Origin of the sequence: Leucobacter alluvii (assembly GCF_039530485.1) — a bacterium.
Classification (GTDB): Bacteria; Actinomycetota; Actinomycetes; order Actinomycetales; family Microbacteriaceae; genus Leucobacter; species Leucobacter alluvii.
The window spans coordinates 1-23,561 of record NZ_BAAAOP010000007.1 but is presented as its reverse complement, the minus strand read 5'-3'; the positions used below and the strand labels follow the sequence as shown (position 1 = coordinate 23,561).

Sequence of the window (23,561 nt, the reverse complement as noted above, 5' to 3'; positions counted from 1 at the left end):
ACGAGCGCGGGCAGCGGACGAACTGCAATGTGGATCTCTCCCGACGACGGGCCTGATCGTGACGCCGAGAGAACGGCAGGGAGAAGAGCTAGTGATTCCTCCCGGGTGACTCGTGTCGGTCGTCCGTTCCGGTTTCTTCCTGCGCACTCTCCTCGGAGACGCCCGTACGCTCTGAGCCGGTTTCCGCTCCCAGCGAGTCCGCCGCGGGCACACGCTCCACTCGGATCTCCTCGTGACGCACCGGAATAGTGATGGTCTGCTGCTCGGTGATCACATATTTGCGCAACCGAACGCGGCTCCTGGAAACGTCATTCTCAGACCGGTTCCGGTGCGCTTCCCGCCGCGCCACCGCATCCTCGTCACTCCCCGGCACCTGACCCCCACCGGGAGCCTGGGCGTCGTCTGCTGCAGTGCGATCGTGCTCGTTCCCCGTCTTCCCGTGGTAGTAGTCCCACAGTCGATCGTGCTCGCCGTCGGAGAGCGCGCCGTCCGCGTCGATCCTGGGCGCGTCCTTCACCGTGGCCTTGTCATACGCCACGCGCAGGGAGTCTCCGTCGAAACTCGCGTCGCGCAGTGGAACGAAAGACTCGGATGTTCCGAAGAGGCCGGTCGCGACGCTCACGAACAGTGGCTGCTGATCGTCTTGGTCGACGAACACCTGCTTCACGGTGCCGATCTTGTCTCCGTCGACGTCGAAGACGTTCGCGTCGAACATGCCGTTGATGGAGGTGGAATCGATCATGGGTGCATTCCTCTCAGTCTGTGGTGCATCGGTGACGTGCTGAACTCATCGTCCGAGACCGATATGGTCGACCTTCCGGTGGTATCGCATCCCCGAGACGCCGCCGAGGATTGCTCCGCCCAGACTGACGACGACGAGCACAACCGCGGTGATGATGCCGGTGGCCGTCAGAGTGCCCTCATCGATCGGAATGCGGGGAAACCCGTTGAGATTTCCGAGGACGTTGAACTGGGAACCGGCGATCGCCGTGAGTATTGCGACGAGGATCGCGATGACGATGGCCCACACCCACACGGCGACGCCCTGTTTCGCGCCGGAGAATCGGGCCATGCGTCCGGCGACGTACCCGCCGCAGAAGTAGGCCACGAAGAGGATCACGGCGAGCACAATCGCTCCGATGATCCCGACCGTATCAGCGTTCGAGGTGAGATCCTCGGCAGCCGCCTGCGCATCCCCGTCCGCAGCACCGAGCCCGACTCCTGCGCCGACAGCGCTGAGAATCGCGGTCAGCAGAACTGCTGTTCCCATCGCGGTGAGCCAGCCGAAGAAGGCGGAACCCCACTTGATTCCCCCGAACTGCTGCTTCTCCCGATCGAGAACCTCTTCTCTGCGGGTCGGGCCTCGCTCCGCCGCAACAGCAGCGTGGTCTCCCGAAGATTCAGAATTGTGCTCAGTGTTCATTTCCGTGCTCCTGCCCTCGTCGTCAGTGCGGGATCGAGCCTCTCCATGTGGGGGCCTGGCACCAGGCTCCCCCGACTTTCCTCTCCGCGCGCGGGGGTTGACCTCTGGAAATGCGGTGAGAAAATGCCCCTTGCTGACGAGGGCGCAAGGCTTCCAGCCAGGGCAGGCGCGCGACCGATCACACCCATGTCACGCAGGACGAGCGGGAATCTACGGTCGCTGTTCTCCTGATGCTCTCGCGGACGGGCGGTCGAGATGGCTGGGCAGCTGCGCTGTTGCCGCTACAACGACATCCTGGACCTTCCAGTCGAGTTCATGCAGAGCGTTTTTCACTTCATCAGCACGGTCAGCAGTAAGCGCCTCTCCGTCAGGGACGAGGAACACTTCGACATGGAACACCTGTCCCTCGTCGCGCATGCGAATGCCAAACTGCGTCACCCAAGTCAGGCTGGCGAGGTAGCCATGTATTCCGTCAGCGAGCGGGTGACGTCTCTTGTCATCGAAAGTTCGTGCGCGCTGATCCATGAGATCTGATATCGCTGCTCTGGTATTGCGCAAACCATCTCGGATGATGCCGAGCGAGATGAACACTGCTGCGGCCCCATCGAGCCACCACCAGCCCACACCGACCCCGAGTACACCGATGATCGATGCCACGTTCGTTTGCCAGTCGGCTTTTGCCATGTCGGCGTCTGCGAAGAGAAGCTTGTTGTGGAGCACGGGCGCGAGTTTCGCTTTCGCTGGACCGTACAGAAACACGGGACCTATAACGATGATCGCCATGACGACGACCATCAGCCATCCCAGCCAGATCGTGTTGCCAAACAGATTCACGGTCCCGATCGTGGGATGTTCAGCTCTGACAAGGCCAGTGACGGATTCTGCGGCAAGGCTTCCACCGACAGCCAGGAGAGCGACGCCAGCGACGAGGTGTCCGATGCTCATTGCGCGATGCTGCCCGTAGGGGTGCCTCTGGGTGGGCCTGCGGTTGATGAAGATTAAAGCGATGAGAAATGAGAGTTGGGGGAGCAGGGAGAGCATGTCTTCGATCCATGCGGTTTTCATGGCCTGCGAGTTGCCGAGCACGAACGCGACGGCAGTGATGGTGATCGCTGTGTAACACACTGTGAAGATCTGCCACTTAACCGCTTTTCGGAGAGCTCTTGCTTGCTCAGCGGGAAGACCGTCGGTGAGACTGCGTCGTTTAAGCTTGCTCATTGCGCCCTCTCCGTGCTGTCGATGAACGTCTCAAAATTCGACAACATCGCGTTCTCTCCGAGCGGCATGAGCGCAACAAGCTCTGCCGGGTCGGCGCCGTCGACGGTAAACGGGCGGGACAGGGCGGCTCGCTCCGACCATGGCGAGTCGGGCGAGAAGTTGCCGAGCGCGACATCGAGCTTCTCCTGCTCGAGCATCTCGACAAGCGTTTCTTCGCTACCGATACTCCACACCGGAGACGCATCAAGTGTTTCGGCGTACTCGATTGCGAGCTCTGGGAGGGGGCCCCGGGGAGGATCTCCATCCTCGCTGAGTGGTGGTTCGACGGCGATCCCGATACGAAGCTCCGCGCCAATCGCGTGGCCCAACGTGTCATCGGGATCCGAAGGGATCGTGATGCCGCAACCGGTGAGTGCGACGAGTAGAGCTGCAACGACGCCTGCCTGTACGGGCAGAACGGAATCACTCGTTCGAATCGCTCGAACGGAGCGGTGAGACTTTCTGTTCCGCATATCTCGCATGATGCCATGAACGCGAGAAAGGTTGCACACCTAGCATCGCTTCAACTCGTCGCTGGACGATACACAATACGTGCGGTCCGAGGTAGGTCATAGCCCGCCGGAAAGGCGCAGCGTGGCTCCCGTGGTGTATCCGGCTTCTTCCGACAGCAGCCACGCGACCGCCCCGGCAACTTCGACGGGCTCACCGGCCCGACCCCACGGAATCGAAGCAGCGACTTTCGCCGGCCGTTGAGGGTCGTGGTGAAAGTCCGTCCAGATGGTTCCGGGCTCGACGCAGTTGACTCGGATGCCTTGGGCAGCGAGCTCTTTCGAGAGCCCTACCGCGAGGGCAGCAGTACCCGCTTGCCGCCGCGTAATGCACGTAGGTACCGGGGCTGCCGAGTGTGGCCGCCGCTAAGCCGATGAGAACGATTGGGCCTCGCGTGCGCGTCAGTCTCGAAATAGCCGCGCGCGCCGTCAGAACTGCGCCGAGGAGGTTGATTTCCAGGTCTTTCTTGAGGTCTGCGGGGTCGAGATCAACGAGAGCTCCGACGGCCTGGACCTCGCCTGCGGCGGCGACAAGGCCCGTGAGCGGACCGAGCTCCTGGCCGGCATCAAGAAATTCTTCGATGGACTTCGGGTCCGTAATGTCGACGCGAGCCGTTGCCGCCTCGCACCCTAAGCTGCGGATGCGCTCGGCGACCTTCGAAGCTGCGTCCTCGTTGCTTCGATACCCGATGAGGACAGCGTGCCCGTCGACGGCGACGCGTTCCGCGATGGCCGCACCGATGCCGCGCGACCCGCCCGTTACTGCGATCATTGCACCCCTCCGGAGCTGTGGCTCGGCCCGCTTCGACTCACGATGCGGACAGATCCTTACTGAACGTCAGGGCGGTAGTGGTCCACCCGAGCTTTTGGTAAGCGGCGTGAGCGTCTTCGCGGCTCATCCGAGAACTCAAACCGGCCTGTGCGGCACCGTTCTCCCGCGCCCAGTCTTCGAAGTCTGACACAAGCCGCCGCGCGATGCCCTGACCACGCGCGCGTTCGTCGACCACGAGCGCTGAGAGGCGCGCTACGAACCCGTCTCGATCAATGCGCCGACTGAGATCTCCAACCAACAAGCCCACCGTTCTTGCGTCGCCCTCCGCGATCCAGCATCCGACACGCGAATCCGAGAGGAGAGACGCGACGCGCTGACGGATCGCTTCTTCAGTGGACGGATAACCGAGCTGATCGAGCAGCGGAACGAGAGCCGCGGAGTCGTCGATCTGGAGCCGGCGAACATTCATCCACCGAGCTCAGTAGACCTCTAGTCCGCATTCGTGAGGAGCGATCATCGATGCATCCGTGACCGCCCGCTTGAACGACGCTATTCCATGCCTTCGAGCAATTCGGAGAGGTTGTTCGGCGTCGCGCCGGAAGCCTCGGCGAGTTCGCCGAAGCGCGCATCAGAGGCCGTGTTCGCTGCGTCGCCCGCGTCCGTGAAGAGCGAAAGGTACTCCGCGTCGCCCCCGGTCTCCTCGACCGACTGCACGCGGATGAGCCAACACGTTGCGTCCGGCGTGAAGCCCTCATGAACGTCCCACGCGATTGCAAGCGCGCCGATGCAGACGGTATTGGCATCGAGGAGTTCGTTGACCGTAGCGTCCTCGTGCACCAGCGCCAACTCGAAGAGATCGGCCATCGTGTGCGTGGGTGAGATGCTCGCGTCGTTGGAGAGGAACTCGTCCGCGACCTCGCGGTGCTCTTCGCAGAGGAACCGTGCGGCGAGCCAGGTGATGGCCGGATCCTCGAGTTCCGATGCGGCAGCCGCGTCGTCCGCCCGCTTGCAGGCGTCGAGCCCCATGCCCACCACGGTCTCTCGCATCGTCGGGTCGGCATCGTCCCACGCCGTCGGCTCGACAGAAGCCCAGGAGGACGAGGGATCGAGGCTTGCGACCATCGGGGCCATCAGCATGACATTGTCGAAGAACTGCTGCTGGGCTGCAGCGTCACCACGCTTGTCTGGAGCACTGGACTCAGCGGGAGCGCCTGGAGCACTGCCGTCGGTCGTGAAACTCGGGAGCAATCCGCATCCGCTCAGCACCAAGGATCCAGCAATCGCTGCACTGGCAGCCAGCGCTGACCATGTCCGCTGTGATCGTGAATTCGACACTGCGACGTTCCTCACTCTTCGGCGATCCGCGGCCTCGAGAACCTCGGACATGCTCTGGCCTGATGCCTGCACTCTATCGCGGCCGGGATCGCCGGTCGCGATAGTCACGGGACGCGGTGATCGAATCAGTCATTCCTGGCGCTGAAATGCGAAACGACCCCACGCGCGAATAGCTGAGTCCTTCGGGAGAGGTCAAGCCCCTTCGTGGACTGCGTCCACCGTTTCAAGATGTTCGCGTCGTCCCGGATCTCGGTGTACCCCATACCTGTGACTGGGAACGACACAGCCGCCCCTCTCAGAACCACGGGAGGGGCGGCTTTCTTCGACGTCAGATCACGTCGGGGTTTTGCTTGGCGAAGCGCTCTGCTTCCTCCTCGGAGATCGCGATCTGGCCGCGCGGGGTGTACGCGAGCGCGTTGAGCGCGCGTATCCACACCTTGCTGAGCTCTGCCTCCTTGCTCCCCGAGAAGTGGAACGCCACAGTGCCGTAGGGAGACATCCAGAGAGACACTCGTCCGCCTCCTTGATCATGCGGCTTGTGCCAGCTGAGAAAGAAGGCGAACGCAACGCCGATGAGCCGTGCAATCCTCCCGTCCACCCGAACGAAACCTTCGCGCTACTTTGCTTCCCTACGCTGACCTGAGCGTCCGGCGGCCATGCAATAAAGTCTGTGTGGCCGCACGTGCATTCCAAACTCAAGAAAGGTCTGCGGCAACTCGTGTCTTTATTTAGACGAACACCCATGAAAACAGCGCTCGCAGCCGGGCTCTGTCTCGGCATCGCTGTGAGTGGCATCGCTCTCGCACCCCAGTCCACACTGACAGCCAGCTACGCGTCACCCGACACGGGTGGCCTCGACCTCACCGGCCGCGATTCGAGCCTGCTTCGCGCTGACACGAGGCAGCTCGCCCCGGGCCTGAAAGCCACAAGCTTCGACCGGCTGCAGGACGAGGGGTGGGTGACTGGCGACGTGCTCGTCGCAGACCTCTCCACCCCGACGCTGTCGATGGACGTGCGCGACTCGGGCAGCCTCACGAAGCCTGCCCCCGTCACCGAGCACACCCTCGGCGATCACGCTGTGGCCGCGGTCAACGGCTCGTTCTTCGACATCAACAACTCGGGTGTCGCTCAGGGCACCAACGTCTCATCGAGCGAGGGTGTGAAGACCACGAGCGGATCACCCGTCGAGAGCTTTACCATCAGCGAGGGCATCGCCGCGATCCAAGCGCTTGCCTCGGCCGCCACTCTCGATATTTCGGGCACCACACACAAGGTGAGCACCGTCAACAACATCGGTATTCCTGCTGACGGTATTGGGTACTTCACTCCGTTGTGGGGCGAGTACCCGATGGCGCGCGCCATCGGCGGGCCTTCGACCATCGACCCGAAGTTCCTGCGGGTGGAGGTGACCGACGGCGTCGTGACACGCGCGTCGGCCGACCTCGCTGAGATCACGGGGCCGACCGCCATCGCTGCAGGAACAGGTGTCGTGCTCGCGCGCGGATCAGCCGTCGACCTCTTCGCAGGCGTGAAGCCCGGCGACGCGCTGCCCGTTACGGTCGCCGCGAGCGCCGACGTGGATCTCGCGATCAGCGGCAACCAGCGCCTCGTCGCTGACGGAGCAGTCGTTGGTGCGCCTGACAAGGGCGAGCCCCGCACCGCCGTCGGCGTGAGCGAAGATGGCAGCGAAGTCATCGTGGTCTCCCTCGACGGCCGCCAGAGCCATTCCCGCGGCATGGCTCTCGACGAGCTCGGGGAATTCATGGTCGAGCTCGGCGCGCACAATGCCGTGAACCTCGACGGTGGCGGATCCAGTACCCTGCTCATGCGCGAGCCGGGAACCAGCGAGCTGAGCGTTGGCAACGCGCCCTCCGACGGGCACCTCCGCAGCGTACCCAACAGCCTCGTGTTCTCGTCGACCGCGCCGGATGCCGGGCTCACCGACGTTATGGTCGCTCCCGAGTCGAAACTCGACGACGCAGACGCTGTGTTCCCCGGCTTCTCACGTACAGTCTCAGGCATCGGCCTTGACGCGAACCGCGGTGCGCGCGCTACGGCAGGCGAATTCTCGGTAGCGGGAGGAAACGCGACGCTCACGACAGTTGACGGAGACACCGCCAAGGTCACCGGAGCCACCCCGGGCACTGCGCTCGTCACGTTCACTGCTGAAGGAAAGTTAGCGACGAGCGAGCTGCGCGTGCTCGGCGAGCTCGACAGGCTCCGTGCGAGCCAGAGCGTCATCGCGCTCGTTGACGAGAACGGCAGCGAAACGGTGACTATCACCGGCCTCGACAAGGACGGCTTCGGCGCACCCATCGAGGCCGCAGATCTTACGGTCTCGGCAGGTGCAGATGTCGCTGTTGAGTCGCTCGACGGCAACACGTTCACGATCACCCCGCGTGCGGCATCGGGGGCAGCGACCGTGTCGTTCTCTGCGGGAGACCGCCGCGTCGACGTTGCAGTGACGATCGGCCTGGAAGAGGAGCCGGTGTCAGACCTCGCAAACGCGAAGGGCTGGACCTTCCACTCAGACCGGGCGACCGGTGAGATCGCTGAAGCAACCGGACCGAACGGCGAGGCAGGGCTGAAGCTCACTTACGACTTCGCTTCGTCCACGGGCACGCGCGGCGCATACGCCGTCGCGCCGGAGCCCATCGAAATCGCGGGGCAGCCGAAGGCGATCAAGATGTGGGTGCACGGAGATGGCAATAGCACCTGGCCGCGCCTCCAAATGAAGACCGGTGCTGGCACGACCATGAACATCGACGGCCCGCACACAAGCTGGACGGGCTGGCAGGAGCTCACGTTCAACGTGCCGGTTGGCACCGCCTACCCGCTGAAGCTCGAGCGAGTGCGCATGATGGAAACCTCGGCAGTGAAGCAGTACCAGGGCGAAACCATGTTCGCTGGCATCCGCGCCGTCGTGGCACCCGAGGTAGCACAGCCGCAGGCGCCGGTCGTGCACGATCCGCTCGTCGTCACAAACGGCACCGTCGACCAGCGCGCGCAGCGCATCGCCGTGATGAGCGACGCACAGTTCGTTGCCCGCAACCCCGAGGGGCCGAACGTACAAGGGGCTCGCCAGACGCTGCGCGAGATCCTCGCCGCGAAGCCCGAGATGTTTGTGATCACCGGCGACTTCGTCGATGAGGCTGCTCCCGAGGACTTCGCGCTCGCGCGGAGAATCCTCGACGAGGAAATCGGCGACAAGCTGCCCTGGGTCTACGTGCCGGGTAACCACGAGGTGATGGGCGGCCCGATCGAGAACTTCATCGCTGAGTTCGGGCCGACGAAGACGAAGCAGCAGGTGGGCAGCACGCTCGTCATCACTCTGAACACCGCGAACGGCTCGTTCAATGGCTCTGACAAGCAACAGATGCGCTTCCTCGAAGACGCGCTTGCCGAGGCCGAGAAAGACTCGACGATCACGGGCGTGCTCGTGTTCGCGCATCACCCGGTCGACGACCCGAAGAGCAGCAAGGACAGCCAGATCTCTGACCGCATCGAAGCGAAGCGGTACCAGGATCGGCTCGCGGAGTTCCGCGCTGACACTGGCAAGTCGATCGCCACGATCAACGGCCACGCCGGGGTTTTCCACGCGACGAGCCACGAGGGCGTCTCGACGTTCCTCAGCGGCAACAGTGGCAAGGGGCCGTCGAGCTCGCCTGACAAGGGCGGTTTCACCGGCTGGGCGATGCTCGGCATCAACCCGAACTCGGGTGTCGTAGGTCAAGACCCGGCCCCCGTGACGAGCCGCACGAACTGGCTCCGGGCCGAAGTGAAGCCCCGTGTCGACGAGCTCACGCTCGGCGCGACGGCGGCAGTTCCGGCGGCGATGACCGTTGGCGACGCGGTAACAGTCGACGCCACCATCTCGCAGGACGGCGGGCGCATCGTGCCCGTGCAGTGGCCGATGAGCGCGGTCTGGGGTGGCGACGGTGTCGTCGTCGACGACGGATCAGTCGAGACCGATAAGCGTGGCCGTGCAGTGAGCGCGAGTGCGAGCGAGGCAGCCGATGAAAGCATGCTCCGATTCAACCCGTCGACCGGAGCACTGACCGCGACCGGGGCGGGGGAGGCAACGCTCACGGTGACCGTGAACGGTGTGACCAGCGAGCGCACGATCACGGTCGCGGATGACGCGGCCGGCCCTGTGGATCCGGGTGGCCCGGGCGAGCCAGGAGACCCGGGTGAGCCCGGAGACCCAGGTGAGCCAGGAGACCCAGGTGAGCCAGGAGACGGCGGAGACATCGGAACCGGCGATGGGGGCGGGACCGGCCCTGGTACCGATACCGGTACCGGTACCGGAAGCGAAACTGGGATCGGCTCCGACGGAAAGCGGGACCTTGCCGACACCGGTGGCCCCGAGCTTCAGTGGCCGCTAGCGATCGCGCTCATGAGCGCTCTCTTCGCCGCGGGCAGTCTGCTCGTGTTCTGGCGTCGCCGCTCGTCCTAGACCGCCGGGCACAGACCAGTACACAGCTAGAGATGGCTGTCGCCGCGGGTACCAGCAGAGCGCTGGGACCCGCGGCGACACGTTGTGCGGGGCGCCGGACCCGCGCGCGAGGGTGATAGCGGGTCCCGGTTCACCCGCGCCTACTGCAGCGCAACGCCGAGGAACACCACCCCGCCACAGCGGCAAGTGCCCCGACAGCGACGAGCAAGGTTCCGTTCACGCGCAGCTGGAATGGCTGAGAAGTGGCGGGACTGTAGGCGTCATAAGCCACGAGGCAGTTCTGGCGTTGCCGTTCGACCCCGGCCTCCGCGCCCGTTCGATCCTCGGAGATGCGCAGATAGACGACCACCTGATCCATGCTGTCGTTGATACTCGTGCCGCTCATGACGACCTCCATTCACTAGGTAGGAATGTCGGTCAAACCCGACACGTTGTAACGGGTCTGCTGCACGTGTAGGTGACATCTGATCTGGCTTGCCCGAGGGGTGGGTCTGGAAGGATGTTGTTGTGCCAAAGCCATACCCGAGTGAGTTCCGTGACGATGTTGTGCGCGTCGCGAGGAGCCGCGAGCCTGGAGTGACGATCGAGCAGATCGCGAAAGACTTCGGCGTTCACCCGATGACGTTGCAGAAGTGGATGCGTCGCGCCGACATCGACGACGGCGCCAAGCCTGGCCAATCGCGGATTGAGGCGGCCGAGATCCGTGAGCTGCGCAAGCGGAACCGTCTTCTGGAGCAGGAGAACGAGGTTCTGCGTCGGGCGGCGGCGTATCTGTCGCAGGCGAACCTGCCGGGAAAAGGCTCTACCCGCTCGTGACGGAGCTCGCTGATGCAGGAATCCCTGTGACGGTGACGTGTCGGGTACTCAAGCTCTCCCGCCAGCCTTACTACCGATGGTTAACTAACCCCATCACCGATAGCGAGGTGGTGGAGGCGTATCGTGCGAACGCGCTGTTCGACGCTCACCGTGACGACCCCGAGTTCGGGCACCGGCTCCTCGCCGACGAAGCGCGTGACGCCGGTGAGGCAATGTCGGACCGGACCGCGTGGCGTATCGCCTCCGCGAACGGCTGGTTCAGTGCGTTCGGCAAGCCCAAGCGCGGCAAGGGACGCCGTCCCGGACCGCCGGTTCACGACGATCTGTGCGCCGTAATTGACGGGGACGGCAGGACCCGGCATGTGTTCGCGGCCGACGCACCGAACGAGCTGTGGCTCGTGGACATCACGGAGCACAAAACCGTCGAAGGCAAGCTCTACTGCTGCGCGATCAAAGACGTGTTCTCCGGTCGGATCGTGGGGTACTCGATCAATTCCAGGATGAAGTCTCGCTTGGCCGTGCAGGCGCTCGAGAACGCCGCCTTGATGCGCGGCGATGTCGCCGGTTGCATCGTCCATAGCGACAGGGGATCTCAATTCCGAAGCAGGAAGTTCCTGCGCGCGCTGAACCGTCACCGCATGGTTGGGAGCATGGGAAGAGTGGGCTCGAGCGGGGACAACGCGGCTATGGAGAGTTTCTTCGCTCTTCTACAGAAGAACGTCCTCGACCGCCGGTCCTGGACCACCCGCGAGCAACTGCGCATAGCGATCGTCACCTGGATCGAGCGAACCTACCACCGCCGACGTCGCCCGGCCCGTCTGGGGCGCTTGACGCCCATCGAGTTCGAGACCATCATGAACACGACCGTCGCACTGGCGGCGTGACTAGGAACTGTCACCTATCCGTGCAGCAGTCCCATACTCTGAGTTTCTCACTTGGCATTTAGGTACCTGAAGATTGCCCGAAGTGTGGCGTCGAACCTAGGCCCCAGGATCCGCACAAGGGGATCTATTGGCGCGTCCCCTTAGACTCGAAGTCCGAGCACGAAAGGAGAACACAATGACCATCAACGACATCGGGCCCCGCCCGAACGCGTTCGACATCGAAGAGGCCACCCGGCGGAACGAGAACTACCGCAGCGTGGCGTGGACCGGGAAGTATTTGCAGGTCACGCTGATGTCTATCCCGGTCGGGGAGTCCATCGGCCTGGAGGTCCACCAGGACACCGATCAGTTCCTGCGCCTCGATGCCGGACAGGGCAGGGCCGTCATGGGCCCGGCCAAGGACCGGCTCGACTTCGAGCAAAACGTCTCGGATGGGTGGTCTGTCCAGGTCCCCGCCGGCACCTGGCATGACGTGATCAACACTGGCGACGAACCGCTGCGCCTCTACGCGATTTATGCCCCGGTGCACCACGCACCTGGCATCACCCAGAGAACCAGCGACAAGGCAGAACAAGACGAAGCGACCGGTAAGGACGAGCCTCCCGCATGGACCGTCCAGCCCAAGGACAGCGCGCCGGACGAGCACGCCAACTGACGTCTACTTGTGTCACCGCTCCGTAAGGATGTTGCGGACGAGGATCGTCTTGGTCCACCCCGGGCAGCGCGCCCCGCCGCCGCGTGAAGACATCGGCCGGTCTCGACCGGCCGATGTCTTCACGCTCCCGCCCCTCACGCTGGTAGGTCTGACGATCACGGATGTCGAGGACCTCGACTGGGCCTCGTGTCAGAGTGTCGGCAAGGCCGCATGGTTCCTCGGGCAGGCCAACACTGTGCCCTGTCTGCGACACCGTGCGATCACAGAACGCCGCCACAAAGCGTCAAACTCCACAGCTCGGAAGCGCGTTATCGATGCCTCATAAACGACCGTATACGGCCGATGTCCATTCGGCTCGTTTGCACTAGGACATCAGCCTGGCCGCGGCGGTCTTGACGATCTTCGCAAAAGGAAGACCAACAGGATCCAACTCGTCTACCGCGATCTGATTCCTGGTGCCCGAGGGTTGGACAGTGTATGGGACATCGACGAAATTTGCCACTGGGACAGCTGCCACTGTGAAGGAATGAGCTGCTCTGCTTACCTCATCCGAGTTGAATCCGTGCTGTAGTCGCACCCGTGAGTGCGACAAGGTGGGCAGACGCAACCTCGACCTCGAGGCCGCGTCGACCAGCGCTGACGAGCACTGTCTCGTGGTCCGAAGCGCGCTCGTCCAGCACGGTGGGAAGACGCTTGCGCTGAGCGAAGGGAGAGATCCCTCCGGTGACGTAACCAGTCACTCGTTCAGCCAGGTCCGGTTCGACAAACGAAGCGCGGCGGCCCCCCACTGCTGCAGCCAGCGCCTTGAGATCGAGCCACTTAGACACCGCCAGAATCGCGACGACAAGTGCGCTGTCGACATCGGTCAGGAGGGTTTTGTAGATCCGTGCCGGATCCAGTCCCAACGCCGCGGCCGCCTCCAACCCGAAGGACAGCTCGGTACCCGGGTTGTGCTCGTAAGAGCGCAAAATGTGAGGGATGGCTGCCTGTTGCAGCAGACGCAACGCAGGGGTAGCGCCGACACGTCGCGCCGACTTGGCTGTTCTCATAGGTCTATCTTGCCTCTCACATGGCGGTCGATTGAGGACGTTCTCGGATGAGCTCGCACCTCATGAGCCCAAACCGACCTATATGTGGACGATTCGGAATCGACCTCGCCTGAAACCTCACGCAATGGTTCCCACTCGTGCCTGCTCAGCATCATCGCGAGCCACGCACATGCACATGCACATACACATGCACATGCTTGCCCCCATGCGGGTATGTTCAACTGCAACGAGCTGGGATTACGCATCCATCGGAACAGCAGCTCAGCAGTAAGCACCAACACCCAGCCACCAAACATCACAGAAGTGAAGGTAACCAACCAACGAGGCTTGCTCATTGGACCACCGCCTTCTTGCGGATCATCAGCCCAAAAGGCGGCTACAGAATGGTAGCCGCGTTTAAGTTTGGGTTACTGGTCGCAGCCTCCGCCTATTGCGATCTGGCCGCGTTTCATCAGCTCGGATCGCACTTCGCTCAGCTCCGCGCCGATGCGCTACCACGCCTCGTCCGCGGTCGCCGCTGCGACTTTTGCTTCGAGCCTGCGCAGCTCACGCCCTAGTTCCACTCCTTCAGGGGCGGCTACTGCGGTGAGACTTCAGAAGCGCAACCCCAGTGAGCGCGGTCCAGACAGTCAGCGAATCGAACGAGAGTCGTTCGACCCCTCCCACTCCAAGCCAAGGCACTTCGTACCCCTCGAGTGCTACCATGAAAATCACAAAGCTTGCGGCGGAAACAACTACCACAAAGGTCGTCACCTTTCGGAAGTTGCCTGGACCAGCCGCGATGGCGAGCAGAATCATAGCGATCCACTGGGACACGGCCTGCATCAAAGCAAAGCTGTCATGGATCTCGGGAGCTACATCCCATGGGGAGATCCCGACTACGAGGACAGACATACCGGCCACGATCATGAAAATGGTCCCCGCTCTTCCGGTAGCTCGACCCCAGCGTCCGTATAGGAGAACCGCGCCAATCAGGATGAGAGCACCGGAGGCGAACATGCTTATGTTGAAGATCGCGTGCCCCGGTGAGCATACTTCGCGTACCTGTTGGCCGAGCTCTGAGTATTCACCGCAAGCGGTCACGCCAAGATCGCTGATGGTGTTGCTAGCTACCGAGTATCCGCTTGGCCATCCCAGAGCGACAATGACCTGGGCAGGAATCACTAGTGCGCTGAGTATCCAGGCTATAGCTCCGACGCGGTATCGCTTCACGGGTTTCTCCTCTAAAATACAGTTGTATGGTTGATATTACAGCTCAACGTCGCCGCGTGCGCCGGAGTAGGGCTGGTGGCGCGCGTCTAGTTGTCGATGCTGCGGTACGAGTGCTTGTGCGAGATGGCCTGGACGGACTGTCTGTCCGTAAGGTCGCATTGGAAGCTCACGTCTCAGTTGGTGCGATTCAGCATCATTACGCGACGAAGGATGCGCTACTGGTCGCCTCAGCCGAGCACATCACTTCGCAGTTCATGAGACGTGCTGAAGAGGTGTCGCAACAAGCCTTCGCCAGAGAAGGTGGGTTCGCGGCATTCGCCGCGTTCTGCGAGCTTTTGGCAAATGCATCACCGACGGAAAGTAGCAGCGGCGATGATGTGACGCCGTCGATTGTCTGGCTTTGGTACGCCGCGAAAGCGACTCAACCAGGGTTTGTAGCTGACACTTTCGCACGGTTCTGGTCAGGGACTGAGGAGTATCTTATGGGCGCGATCATTGAGCTCTTCCCGAGCCTTGACGCTGCGGACGAGGCGGCTCATCTATTGGCAGTACTCGACGGCATCGCCATCGCGCGGGCAGCAGAGCCTGGGCGCATGTCACTCAGCCGTGCGCAGATGCTGGTGCGGCGGCATCTGGACTGCTTGTCTCGACGATGAGACGGTGATGCGCCAGGTTCAGCTTTTGTGGTGGCTCGAAAGCTTAATATCTGCGGTCACCTCTCTGAGTGGCAGCCCAAACAACCTCTTCCAGCCAGAAAAGAGAATCTTCCTATCAAAGGTACATATCTGCGGCAACGTGGTGGTGCTCTGCTCGAACCTCTTCGGTGACATCCTCTCCGATCTCGCCTCGGCGACGGTCGGCTTGCTCGGGCTCGCCGCGTCGGGCTATATCAATGCGGATCGCAGCGACCGTTCATGTTTGTGTCCGTGCGCGGTTCGGCCCCGGACATCGCGGAAGGCCAGGAAATACGTGACGAATCAGAACGCTTCAGGGTGGATGCCTCACCCCGGCGCTTGCATTCTCAGCACCTTGCATCATGGTGCGAGGAGAAAACGCGGCTGCGGAGGGACAAGACCTGGACGACGGCGACAACAACGATCCTGCCAATGTCGGACCAGCTATCAAACCACACGCTTCAGTCCTGCTCCATCCGCTGGTGTGCTCTGCTCAATGCCATCACCGTGCAGCGCCAGACCAGCGCTGCACTGAGCGATGACCTCCTCGAGCAAATTCCGGATCCCGCGGGTGGGATTGCGCGTAGGTTCGCGGTGACTGAGCACGGCGCAACTCGCCTTGACGAGGTGCGCGACCGCTCCATCCGCGCTCTCGACCGAATACTCGCAGACTGGAACGACGAGGATGTAAACCGCTTCGCCGAGCTACTGCACCGATTCAACGCCGATATCGAAAGCTATAGCTCCTCACGCGGTCAGTAGCCACGGCGAGTAGCGCGCAGCGGCGGGCAGAATGCCTCTTACTCGAAGAGATCCTTCCGGCTCTCGATACCGAGCTTTTGGAGAACATTCGAGACGTGCGTCTTCACCGTCGGGATGCTCACAAACAGTTCTCGCGCGATCTCGGAATTCGAGTACCGCTGCAGCATGAAGCCGAGTACTTCCTGCTCGCGGAGCGTGAGCGACGATTCGTGCACTCGCTCTTCGAGTTTGCGCGCGCTCTCGCCCGTGTCTGAGTTGAGATCCCATACGCGGTTTCCCTGTGCTGTTGCGCGAACGGTCTCGAGGAGTCGCCCCTCCGGGTGATCCTTGGTCAGAAAGCTGTCTGCGCCTGAGAGGAACGCGAGCGATGCATCCGTCTTACCGGTGTACGACGTGTACATCATCACCTTCGGCCCATCGTCCAGCGACTTGATCTCGCGGCACAATTCGAGACCATTGCGGACACCGCCGAGCCGAAGCGGCAGAATGACGAGATCCGGATGGAAGATGGCGATCGCCGCCATCGCATCTGCGGCAGACGCGGCCTCTGCAACGATCTCGAAGTCGTCCTGAGCGCCCAAGACCGTTGCGAGCCCGAGACGCACGATGGGATGATCCTCCACGAGCAAGATGGAGCGTCTGTCGCTCACTTCGGCATCTCTCCGTATAGGTCTGCCGGGCACCATTCGCGCGGAATGGTAATGCGCGCGGTCGCGAGCGGGTTCACCATCTGACTCACTTCACTTCGCACAATGACGCTCGTCGTACGGTAGGCGTCTTCCCAGGACAGTCCACGCCACAACTGCATGAGTGACACGGCTTCGGAAAACCCCAGGCGAACGGCCTCATCAAGCGTTTCTGCGCTCGCAAGCACGCTCAGCCCCTCCGCATGCCTCACGGCGGGCAACCGGCCCGCATATGAAACACGCTCGACGCTCAGCCGAACACTTCCGGCGATCTCGACCCCGGTACCGCCGAGTTCACCATCGCCCTGCACCGCGTGAAGGTCACCGACCGCGAGCAGGGCACCGTCGTGCGCGACGCGCAGCAGGAGCGACGAGCCCGCGCGCAGCAAGCGCGTGTCCAGATTGCCCCCGTGCACCCCTGGCCACGATGACCCGACGGACTCGCTCTCGGGCGCAATGCCCAAGACGCCGATCATCGGTGCGACGGGCACCGGCGTATCCGGTGTGATCCAAACGTTCCCGCCAGTGACCGGCACGATGCGCGTGTCTGCCTGAACAATGCGTTCACCAAGCACGCCGAGACCAGGTGAGAGCGCCATCACACCGCTATCCGCGATCTCAATCGCGTGCACGTCAATGCGGATCGTATCCCCGGGCTGGACGCCCGCGACACGCACGGGCCCGGTCGCGCGGTTGAACTGCGCCATGTTGATGTGCGGCCGAAGCACTGCTTCTGAGCTGATTTGCCCGTCGTAGCAGTCGGCAGTCTCGCACTCGAAAACTTCGCCGAGCGCGACCTCCGCCACCGGCGCATGCTCTGATGAGAAAGTGGTGATCGCGGAGGCCGCAGGTACGCGAATCATTACGCCCAGCCGTCAGGTACGAGCCCAAAGGCGGATACGAGCGAGTAGATGAAAGCGAGTCCGAACACGATAATGAGGAGGGCTTGGATGACCGGATGCGCGATCCACCCCGCCTTCCACGCGGGCTCTTGATCACCGAACTTGCGTGCCTTATGGAGCATGAGCACCGGGATCACCGACATGATCGCGCCAGCGAAGCCACCCGCGTACCCGAGCGCCGAGACAAACCCTGCAAGCTTGAACACACCGATGAGTAACGGCGGGACAGCGACGAGCAGGATCGCAGCAACCCTGTATCCGGGCGCCTTCTCCGAGGGCCAGTTGAAGCGGTCGAACACATTCGACATGAGCGTGAGCGCAATCGCCCAGAAGGACGTCAACATTGCCAGCACCGCGAAGATGTTCGCCATATAGTAAGCGACCGCGCCGAGCTCGCGGCCCCACGCGACAGTGACCACCTCAGTGATACCGTCAGGGCCCATCATGCCGAGCGCCGCAAGAGGAACGAGCGCGAGCAGAAAACCAGTCGCGCACATGCCGACCACGATCGATCGAGGGAGCGCTCGCGGGTTGTGCTCCGCGAGACCGCGCGCGAGCTCAGGAACCGTGTACTGCGCAATGAACGCGAACACCGCGAGGTTCACAATCGGGATGATGAAGTACGGCTCCACATAGGAAAGGTTGCTGAACTGAATGCCAGGGCCAATGAAGGTCCACGCGCAGAGCACGAGGATGAGGACGAGCATCGCAATCGTGATTGCCTGCTCCGAGCGGCCCGTTGCTTTGAGCCCGAACCACACGACGAGCACGCCCGGTATGAAGAACACGAAGCTTCCGAGCGCCTCAGGAATGCCGAACATCTCAGAGAGAATGCTGCCGCTACCCGAGGCGTATGCGATGAGCGCTCCGAGGCCGTTCACGACGACACCGGCGAAGACGAGCCATGATCCGGTGTTGCCGAGGTACTTCCTCGCCAAACCGGCGAGCTGCAATGGCTCCTTCGTGCGCAGCGCGACCTCTGCGATGTACAGCATTGATGCCGTCGTGAGTACGCCAGCGATAGCGAGTGCGATGAGTAGCGCGGGAAAGCCGCCTGTTCTCGCGCCATAGGGAAGAGCGAGAATGCCGGCGCCGATGTTCGCACCGAAAATGATCGCGACGCCCTGCCAGAACGTGATGGTTGTGCCGTGCGGCTTGGTTTTCGCTGTCTGGGCAGCTGTGCCCGTTACGGAAGCGCTAGTCATGTCATTTCTTTCTTCGTCAATAGATAGACCCCACGCGCACTGCAGCTCACTGTGTCCGTTGTGATGTGACCACGCGTGCGGGTGCCTGTCCGATGCAGCTCTGCCAGGACACGTTTCACCATATGGTCTCGTGCGTGGCAGGTTCTCATCCTCTCGGTATGAATTCGAGGGAGAAGTCATCCTGGTGGGGGGATTTGCCGGGTTCCCAAGAATCTTAACCTTTCAAGGGAATCGGGCCATGGTGACACCAAGCCCTCGCGAATATCGAGACGAAAGCGCATCAGTGAAAACTACGAGTGATACCGGGCGAAGGTCACGCATTCTGCGGGCAGCAATCGACGACGGACTACTCCATCCCGAACACGCTCCACTCGCCGCCTTCGTCGATTGGGGGCGGTTGAACTTGAACGTTCAGCACCTCATGCACGCATTTCCGGCACACATTTCGACGCTGCATGCATTCGCGGTAAAAGCGAACTCGCTCGTGCCAGTACTCACAAAGCTTCGAGAGTTCGGAATGGGTGCCGAAGTTGCGAGCAACGGCGAACTCGCGGCAGCGCTCGAGGCCGGGTTTGCGCCTGAACGCATCGTTTTTGACTCACCTGCGAAGTCGTGGCAGGAACTTCGCCGTGCGCTCGCGCTCGGCGTTTCGCTGAACATCGACAACTTTCAAGAGCTCGAGCGAGTGCAGCAGATCCTGAGCGAGGCACCCTCGACCTCGGAGATCGGTATCCGACTGAATCCGCAGGTTGGTGCAGGCGATATCGCCGCGATGAGCACCGCGGGCGTGCACTCAAAATTTGGTATACCTCTTGAAGACCCCGGTATGCGTGAGAAACTCATCGAGACCTACATTGCGAATCCATGGTTGAGAAGGGCGCACACGCACGTCGGTTCGCAAGGCTGCCCCTTGCCGCTCATCGCGCGCGGCGTGAACCAACTCGTGAGGTTTGCCGACGAGGTAAACATACGGGCAGGATTTGCGCAGATCCGGACCCTCGACATCGGCGGGGGGCTCCCGGTTGACTTCGAGACCGATACCCCCACCTCGGCGTTCGATGAGTACGTTGCAGTCCTCGGCGAGGGAGCCCCCCGTCTGTTCTCTGGTGATTATGCGCTCGTCACTGAGTTTGGACGAAGCATCCTTGCGAAGCACGGCTTTATCGCTGCATACGTCGAGTACACCAAGCAGGTCGGTGGACGAGATGTTGCCATCACGCATGCCGGTGCGCAGATTGCCACACGTACGGTGTTCATGCCTGAGGCATGGCCGCTACGTATCGAAGGATTCACACACAGCGGTCATGCGAAGAGCATGGGACACACCGTGGTGCAGGACGTTGCCGGTCCATGCTGCTTTGCCGGCGACCTGGTCGCACGCGGTCGTGAGCTGCCACCGCTTACCCCGGGAGACATCGTGGCTCTACTCGACACCGGCGCGTACTACGCGAGCAACCCGTTCGCCTACAACTCGCTGCCAGTGCCCGGAGTGTATGGCGTCTCGATGATCGGCGACTCCGCAGACACCGTCCCAGAGTTCTCGATCGTGCGTAAAGCCCAGATGGAAACCGAGCTCGTAATCGCCGCGGAATAGTCACTCCCGCACGCTGCAGCTCCACCCGGACAGCTTTCGTGACAGTGTGCCCAGCGGTGAGCGTCGGCTTTAGCGTGCTCCGATAGCACCCTCGTTCTGGGTCGCGTTCTGGGGTGGCTGATTGTGGAGACTCACTCCCGCACGCTGGAGACCTACTCGGACTCGTTCAATTGGTATCGCGCGTGCAGTGCGTCCCTCAAAACCTGTGCGGGTCTCAGCGCGCAGAATGGAATTGATGAGAGCCTCCTCCACGGCTTCCATAGTGGCAAGAAACGCGGGTGAGAGGTACTGATCGGCGGGTGGAGTTCCTGTGACGACGGAGAAAGAGATTGCGTAGTCGCCGCTCCCTTGTGCGTAGTCAGCGCCCGTCCCCCGCATCGCGAAGACGGCTCGATTGGCGATGCGGTTCAGCTGACGCGCGTCTAAGGGGGCGTCCGTCGCCACGACAATCATGCACGAATTGCCGATGGTCTCTGCTGGCTGCTCACCAAGGATTTCTGCTGCAGGGAACGGGACGCCGGCCAGTTGCAAGGTTCCCGTGTAATTGCTTTGTACGAGCGCGCCGATTGTGAACTCTGCGGTGTCGATCGTAAAGATTCGAGACGCAGTTCCAATGCCTCCTTTGTATCCGAGGGCGACGGTGCCGGTTCCGGCTCCAACGCCTCCCTCAGCGATGTGACCGCCCGCCGCCGTCGCGAGCGCCTCACGAACGAGATCTTCACCGACCGGCCGGCTCCGAATGTCGGACAGGAAGCCATCGTTTGTCTCCCCCACCACCGGGTTGAGGGTGGTCGTTTGTTCGTGGCCGGGTTGCTCCAACATGTACGCGACCAGGGCATCTGCGACACGAAATGCAGACAATGTGCTCGTGAGTAACACCGGGGTCTCGATTGATCCCAGCTCTCGAAGCTGCGTCGCGCCGACCAATTTTCCGTACCCATTACCCACCGAAAGCCCTGCAGGGATCGCGGGTCGTTCTGCACAAAGCACCTTCGGAACAATTGCGGTCACGCCCGTGCTCAGTCTTTCGTTTCGCACCGTGGCATGTCCGACTAGTACGCCTGGGACGTCGGTAATGGCATTCAGTGGCCCCCGAGAAAAGGCGCCGGAGGAGATGCCCAAGTCGGCTGCTCGTGGCCGTGTTGTAGCGCTCATCGGACTCGTTCGAGGAAGGCGCGCGTGCGCACGGAGTTGGGGTCCGAGATCACCGCGTCGGGTGTGCCTTGTTCAAGTACCGTCCCTCGATCAAAGAATGACAGCGTGTCTCCCACTTCACGAGCGAAACCAATCTCATGGGTCACAACGATCATCGTCATACCCCCTTGAGCGAGGGAACGCATCGTCTCGAGCACCTCGTCGACGAGCTCGGGATCGAGTGCACTCGTCGGCTCATCAAACAGCATGAGCTTCGGATCCATGGCCAGTGCACGAGCGATCGCTACGCGCTGTTGTTGCCCGCCCGAAAGCTGGTGCGGCTTCTTATACATGTGCTCGCCAAGTCCAACTCGGTCAAGTTCTTCCTGCGCGCGCTCATGCGCTTTCGTGCGAGACATTCGTTTCACATGGATCAGGCTGGCAGCAACATTCTCTATCGCGTCCATATGGCCGTAGAGGTTGAATCGCTGGAAAACCATGCCGATACCCGAACGGAATTGCGCCCATTCTCGGTCGTTCCATGCGTGGTATCGGTCGCCCTGTAACCGGTACCCCACCTGTTCCCCGTCGACGACAAGGCTCCCACCGTCAGCCGTTTCAAGCCCGTTAATCGTGCGGAGGAATGTTGATTTGCCTGAACCTGAGGGTCCGATAATGCAGCTCACCTCACCGCGGCACACCGTGAAGTTTACTCCAGTGAGCACATGGTTCGATCCGAATGACTTTTCGACTCCGATGGCTTCGACGAGCAGTTCACTCATGCCCGCCCCTCCTTCTCTGTAATCCGTCTCCGTCCCGGCAAACTGATGGCACCAGTCGCAACTCGGACAAACTGTTGGGCGAATGTTTCTCCACGGATGAGACGCACACGGTCTTGTCCGAAACGCTTCTCAAGCAGTGTTTGCAGGTAGGTGGCGATGGCTGTCATCAGCATGTACCAGAGGCTCGCCACGATGAGGAGCTCGATAATGAGGTTGTTCTGCTTATATATCTGGCTGGCCCGCGTCATGAGGTCGTTGCCTGCGACAACCACGATCAACGATGTGGTTTTGAGCATGGAGATGAACTCATTTCCGGTGGGCGGAATGATGATTCTGAGTGCTTGCGGCAGCACGATCAACCGCATCAGTTGGAAACGAGTCATGCCGCCAGCGAGTGCGGCTTCCGTCTGACCTCGGTCGACGGCCTGGATTCCTGCACGCACCGTCTCGGCGAAGTAGGCGGCCAGATTGAGGCCGAGACCGAGCAATGCTGCTACAGATCCACTGATTACGCTGTTCGTGTCCCACTGAACGCCGATATTTGTGAATGGAACTTTCAACGTCAGATACGGAAGGAGGAATGCGAGATTGAACCAGAAGATGAGCTGTACCAGCACGGGCGTTCCTCGGAAGAACCAGATGTAACCTTCCGCGATCCAGCGCAACACGGGGTTCTGAGACAGCTTCATGATGGCGAGGATCACCCCGAGAACAAGGCCTACGACTGTAGCGGCGATGCTCACCCAGATCGTGACCACGACACCTTCAAGGATGCGGGGTGAGAAGAGATACTCCCAGATCCGATCCCAATGGATACGTTCATTCAAGATCACGATCGAGGCTGCCCACAACACGACCAATAGGGCGATCGCGCCTGTGATCCACCGCTGAATATGCAGCGGACGCGCAATGGGAACTCTCACCCCGTTGACGTGTTCGATGGGAGCGGAACGAGTCTGCACCTTCGTACTCATACGCGTGTTCCTCCGTGGGCCGCTGTTATTCGCCGCCGTTGATCGTTGCCTCGGTAATCGCCATTTCTTGAAGGCCCCAAGCATCGAGGATCTCCCCGTACGTGCCGTCGTCCATGAGCGACTGCAGCGCCTGCTGGACGCTGTCTACCAACTCTTCGTCCGCCTTATCGATGCCAATGCCCCAGATGCTCTCATTGCCTTCGATACGGATCGCTTCCATCTCCGATTCCGGATCGGATGCGCGCTCGACAGCAACGGGGTAATCAGTGATGGTTGCCGTTGCACGGCCGCTTTGAACGCTGAGATTCGCTTCACTGTCACCGGCGAGCATGAGAATGTCATATGCAGTTTGTCCTGCGTCTTCGCAGTCTGCCGAGAACTCCTCAGCAAGGACAGCGGAGTAGCCGGATTCAAGGGTCTGCTGCACGGATAGGTGACAGGTTCTAGTCACGCAGCCAGTGCGGCTGGCGTGTTCATGAT

Annotated in this window: 22 protein-coding genes and 2 pseudogenes; 6 read left to right on the top strand and 18 right to left on the bottom strand. The window is 61.7% G+C overall.

Features of this window, described 5'->3' with window-relative positions; all coding sequences use genetic code 11:
- Window positions 1–88: 88 nt before the first annotated feature.
- From ABFX18_RS09590 to ABFX18_RS09555, 8 genes and pseudogenes are all read right to left on the bottom strand, one after another.
- Window positions 89–742 (bottom strand): DUF2382 domain-containing protein, encoded by a 654-nt coding sequence (locus ABFX18_RS09590; RefSeq protein WP_346058168.1) that lies wholly within the window; start codon window positions 740–742, stop codon window positions 89–91.
- A 45-nt stretch (window positions 743–787) separates the two neighbouring features.
- Complete coding sequence (locus tag ABFX18_RS09585) at window positions 788–1,423, bottom strand: hypothetical protein (RefSeq protein WP_249290789.1); 636 nt, start codon at window positions 1,421–1,423, stop codon at window positions 788–790.
- Window positions 1,424–1,633: 210 nt separating this feature from the next.
- Complete coding sequence (locus tag ABFX18_RS09580) at window positions 1,634–2,641, bottom strand: cation diffusion facilitator family transporter (protein ID WP_346058167.1); 1,008 nt, start codon at window positions 2,639–2,641, stop codon at window positions 1,634–1,636.
- Window positions 2,638–3,153 carry a hypothetical protein gene (locus ABFX18_RS09575; protein WP_346058166.1) on the bottom strand — a complete coding sequence of 172 codons (516 nt, stop codon included), beginning with the start codon at window positions 3,151–3,153 and terminating at the stop codon, window positions 2,638–2,640. Before ABFX18_RS09575 ends, ABFX18_RS09580 begins: the two co-directional genes overlap by 4 nt.
- 96 nt (window positions 3,154–3,249) lie before the next feature.
- A pseudogene (locus ABFX18_RS09570) lies at window positions 3,250–3,961 on the bottom strand (SDR family NAD(P)-dependent oxidoreductase).
- A 37-nt stretch (window positions 3,962–3,998) separates the two neighbouring features.
- On the bottom strand, window positions 3,999–4,430 hold the full coding sequence (locus tag ABFX18_RS09565) for a GNAT family N-acetyltransferase (RefSeq protein ID WP_346058165.1): 432 nt from the start codon (window positions 4,428–4,430) through the stop codon (window positions 3,999–4,001).
- A gap of 80 nt (window positions 4,431–4,510) precedes the next feature.
- Window positions 4,511–5,209: a hypothetical protein gene (locus ABFX18_RS09560; RefSeq protein ID WP_346058164.1), complete on the bottom strand. Its 699-nt coding sequence runs from the start codon at window positions 5,207–5,209 to the stop codon at window positions 4,511–4,513.
- Window positions 5,210–5,624: 415 nt separating this feature from the next.
- Window positions 5,625–5,894 (bottom strand): DUF7882 family protein, encoded by a 270-nt coding sequence (locus ABFX18_RS09555; RefSeq protein WP_487047056.1) that lies wholly within the window; start codon window positions 5,892–5,894, stop codon window positions 5,625–5,627.
- 144 nt (window positions 5,895–6,038) lie between these two features.
- Between ABFX18_RS09555 and ABFX18_RS09550 the strand changes: the two genes are divergently transcribed.
- Window positions 6,039–9,752, top strand: coding sequence for a phosphodiester glycosidase family protein (locus ABFX18_RS09550; RefSeq protein ID WP_346058162.1), 3,714 nt, complete (start codon window positions 6,039–6,041; stop codon window positions 9,750–9,752).
- Window positions 9,753–9,882: 130 nt separating this feature from the next.
- Here ABFX18_RS09550 and ABFX18_RS09545 read toward each other — a convergent pair whose 3' ends face one another.
- Window positions 9,883–10,137, bottom strand: coding sequence for a hypothetical protein (locus tag ABFX18_RS09545; protein WP_346058161.1), 255 nt, complete (start codon window positions 10,135–10,137; stop codon window positions 9,883–9,885).
- A gap of 122 nt (window positions 10,138–10,259) precedes the next feature.
- Between ABFX18_RS09545 and ABFX18_RS09540 the strand changes: the two genes are divergently transcribed.
- A protein-coding gene (locus tag ABFX18_RS09540) for an IS3 family transposase (protein ID WP_346058160.1) occupies window positions 10,260–11,452 on the top strand; the annotation gives its coding sequence in 2 pieces (ribosomal slippage) (window positions 10,260–10,544 and window positions 10,547–11,452; 1,191 coding nt in all).
- Between the two features lie 175 nt (window positions 11,453–11,627).
- The gene (locus ABFX18_RS09535) at window positions 11,628–12,107 is read left to right on the top strand and encodes a cupin domain-containing protein (protein ID WP_346058159.1); all 480 of its coding nucleotides are present in this window, start codon (window positions 11,628–11,630) and stop codon (window positions 12,105–12,107) included.
- A 545-nt stretch (window positions 12,108–12,652) separates the two neighbouring features.
- Here the strand turns inward: ABFX18_RS09535 and ABFX18_RS09530 are convergent.
- Entirely contained in the window at window positions 12,653–13,156 is a 504-nt protein-coding gene (locus ABFX18_RS09530; RefSeq protein ID WP_346058158.1) for an aminoacyl-tRNA deacylase, read from the bottom strand.
- Window positions 13,157–13,723: 567 nt separating this feature from the next.
- Window positions 13,724–14,368, bottom strand: a complete 645-nt coding sequence (locus ABFX18_RS09525; RefSeq protein WP_346058157.1) for a DUF998 domain-containing protein — start codon at window positions 14,366–14,368, stop codon at window positions 13,724–13,726.
- 26 nt (window positions 14,369–14,394) lie between these two features.
- Here ABFX18_RS09525 and ABFX18_RS09520 point away from each other — a divergent pair, with 26 nt between their 5' ends.
- Together ABFX18_RS09520 and ABFX18_RS09515 are read left to right on the top strand one after the other, a co-directional pair.
- A complete protein-coding gene (locus tag ABFX18_RS09520; protein ID WP_346058156.1) occupies window positions 14,395–15,024 on the top strand; it encodes a TetR/AcrR family transcriptional regulator in 630 nt (209 codons plus the stop codon).
- A 142-nt stretch (window positions 15,025–15,166) separates the two neighbouring features.
- Window positions 15,167–15,321, top strand: a pseudogene (locus ABFX18_RS09515) (isocitrate/isopropylmalate family dehydrogenase); the annotation flags it as partial.
- Between the two features lie 521 nt (window positions 15,322–15,842).
- On the opposite strand, the gene ABFX18_RS09510 reads toward ABFX18_RS09515, so the two are convergent.
- From ABFX18_RS09510 to ABFX18_RS09500, 3 genes are read right to left on the bottom strand one after another with little or no spacing between them, the layout of a single operon-like run.
- On the bottom strand, window positions 15,843–16,454 hold the full coding sequence (locus tag ABFX18_RS09510) for a response regulator (RefSeq protein WP_346058155.1): 612 nt from the start codon (window positions 16,452–16,454) through the stop codon (window positions 15,843–15,845).
- Window positions 16,451–17,353 carry an acetamidase/formamidase family protein gene (locus ABFX18_RS09505; RefSeq protein WP_346058154.1) on the bottom strand — a complete coding sequence of 301 codons (903 nt, stop codon included), beginning with the start codon at window positions 17,351–17,353 and terminating at the stop codon, window positions 16,451–16,453. Before ABFX18_RS09505 ends, ABFX18_RS09510 begins: the two co-directional genes overlap by 4 nt.
- Window positions 17,353–18,597 (bottom strand): aromatic amino acid transport family protein, encoded by a 1,245-nt coding sequence (locus ABFX18_RS09500; protein WP_346058153.1) that lies wholly within the window; start codon window positions 18,595–18,597, stop codon window positions 17,353–17,355. The genes ABFX18_RS09505 and ABFX18_RS09500 overlap by 1 nt, the downstream gene beginning before the upstream one ends.
- Before the next feature lie 238 nt (window positions 18,598–18,835).
- Between ABFX18_RS09500 and ABFX18_RS09495 the strand changes: the two genes are divergently transcribed.
- A complete protein-coding gene (locus ABFX18_RS09495) occupies window positions 18,836–20,191 on the top strand; it encodes a type III PLP-dependent enzyme domain-containing protein (protein WP_346058152.1) in 1,356 nt (451 codons plus the stop codon).
- Window positions 20,192–20,260: 69 nt separating this feature from the next.
- Here ABFX18_RS09495 and ABFX18_RS09490 read toward each other — a convergent pair whose 3' ends face one another.
- The 4 genes from ABFX18_RS09490 to ABFX18_RS09475 all read right to left on the bottom strand — a co-directional run.
- On the bottom strand, window positions 20,261–21,346 hold the full coding sequence (locus ABFX18_RS09490) for a P1 family peptidase (protein WP_346058151.1): 1,086 nt from the start codon (window positions 21,344–21,346) through the stop codon (window positions 20,261–20,263).
- Complete coding sequence (locus tag ABFX18_RS09485) at window positions 21,343–22,107, bottom strand: amino acid ABC transporter ATP-binding protein (RefSeq protein WP_346058150.1); 765 nt, start codon at window positions 22,105–22,107, stop codon at window positions 21,343–21,345. The genes ABFX18_RS09490 and ABFX18_RS09485 overlap by 4 nt, the downstream gene beginning before the upstream one ends.
- Entirely contained in the window at window positions 22,104–23,081 is a 978-nt protein-coding gene (locus tag ABFX18_RS09480; RefSeq protein WP_346058149.1) for an amino acid ABC transporter permease, read from the bottom strand. Before ABFX18_RS09480 ends, ABFX18_RS09485 begins: the two co-directional genes overlap by 4 nt.
- A gap of 25 nt (window positions 23,082–23,106) precedes the next feature.
- Window positions 23,107–23,561 (bottom strand): type 2 periplasmic-binding domain-containing protein (locus ABFX18_RS09475; RefSeq protein WP_346058148.1); only part of this gene is annotated, 455 nt, incomplete at its 5' end.

What these genes read in the sequence shown, in the direction of transcription:
- ABFX18_RS09585 (WP_249290789.1), bottom strand. Translation starts at nt 1,423, where the DNA reads ATGAACACTGAGCACAATTCTGAATCTTCGGGAGACCACGCTGCTGTT.
- ABFX18_RS09500 (WP_346058153.1), bottom strand. Translation starts at nt 18,597, where the DNA reads ATGACTAGCGCTTCCGTAACGGGCACAGCTGCCCAGACAGCGAAAACC.
- ABFX18_RS09530 (WP_346058158.1), bottom strand. Translation starts at nt 13,156, where the DNA reads ATGAGAACAGCCAAGTCGGCGCGACGTGTCGGCGCTACCCCTGCGTTG.
- ABFX18_RS09505 (WP_346058154.1), bottom strand. Translation starts at nt 17,353, where the DNA reads ATGATTCGCGTACCTGCGGCCTCCGCGATCACCACTTTCTCATCAGAG.
- ABFX18_RS09490 (WP_346058151.1), bottom strand. Translation starts at nt 21,346, where the DNA reads ATGAGCGCTACAACACGGCCACGAGCAGCCGACTTGGGCATCTCCTCC.
- ABFX18_RS09480 (WP_346058149.1), bottom strand. Translation starts at nt 23,081, where the DNA reads ATGAGTACGAAGGTGCAGACTCGTTCCGCTCCCATCGAACACGTCAAC.
- ABFX18_RS09565 (WP_346058165.1), bottom strand. Translation starts at nt 4,430, where the DNA reads ATGAATGTTCGCCGGCTCCAGATCGACGACTCCGCGGCTCTCGTTCCG.
- ABFX18_RS09520 (WP_346058156.1), top strand. Translation starts at nt 14,395, where the DNA reads ATGGTTGATATTACAGCTCAACGTCGCCGCGTGCGCCGGAGTAGGGCT.
- ABFX18_RS09590 (WP_346058168.1), bottom strand. Translation starts at nt 742, where the DNA reads ATGATCGATTCCACCTCCATCAACGGCATGTTCGACGCGAACGTCTTC.
- ABFX18_RS09485 (WP_346058150.1), bottom strand. Translation starts at nt 22,107, where the DNA reads ATGAGTGAACTGCTCGTCGAAGCCATCGGAGTCGAAAAGTCATTCGGA.
- ABFX18_RS09545 (WP_346058161.1), bottom strand. Translation starts at nt 10,137, where the DNA reads ATGAGCGGCACGAGTATCAACGACAGCATGGATCAGGTGGTCGTCTAT.
- ABFX18_RS09580 (WP_346058167.1), bottom strand. Translation starts at nt 2,641, where the DNA reads ATGAGCAAGCTTAAACGACGCAGTCTCACCGACGGTCTTCCCGCTGAG.
- ABFX18_RS09495 (WP_346058152.1), top strand. Translation starts at nt 18,836, where the DNA reads ATGGTGACACCAAGCCCTCGCGAATATCGAGACGAAAGCGCATCAGTG.
- ABFX18_RS09550 (WP_346058162.1), top strand. Translation starts at nt 6,039, where the DNA reads ATGAAAACAGCGCTCGCAGCCGGGCTCTGTCTCGGCATCGCTGTGAGT.
- ABFX18_RS09575 (WP_346058166.1), bottom strand. Translation starts at nt 3,153, where the DNA reads ATGCGGAACAGAAAGTCTCACCGCTCCGTTCGAGCGATTCGAACGAGT.
- ABFX18_RS09535 (WP_346058159.1), top strand. Translation starts at nt 11,628, where the DNA reads ATGACCATCAACGACATCGGGCCCCGCCCGAACGCGTTCGACATCGAA.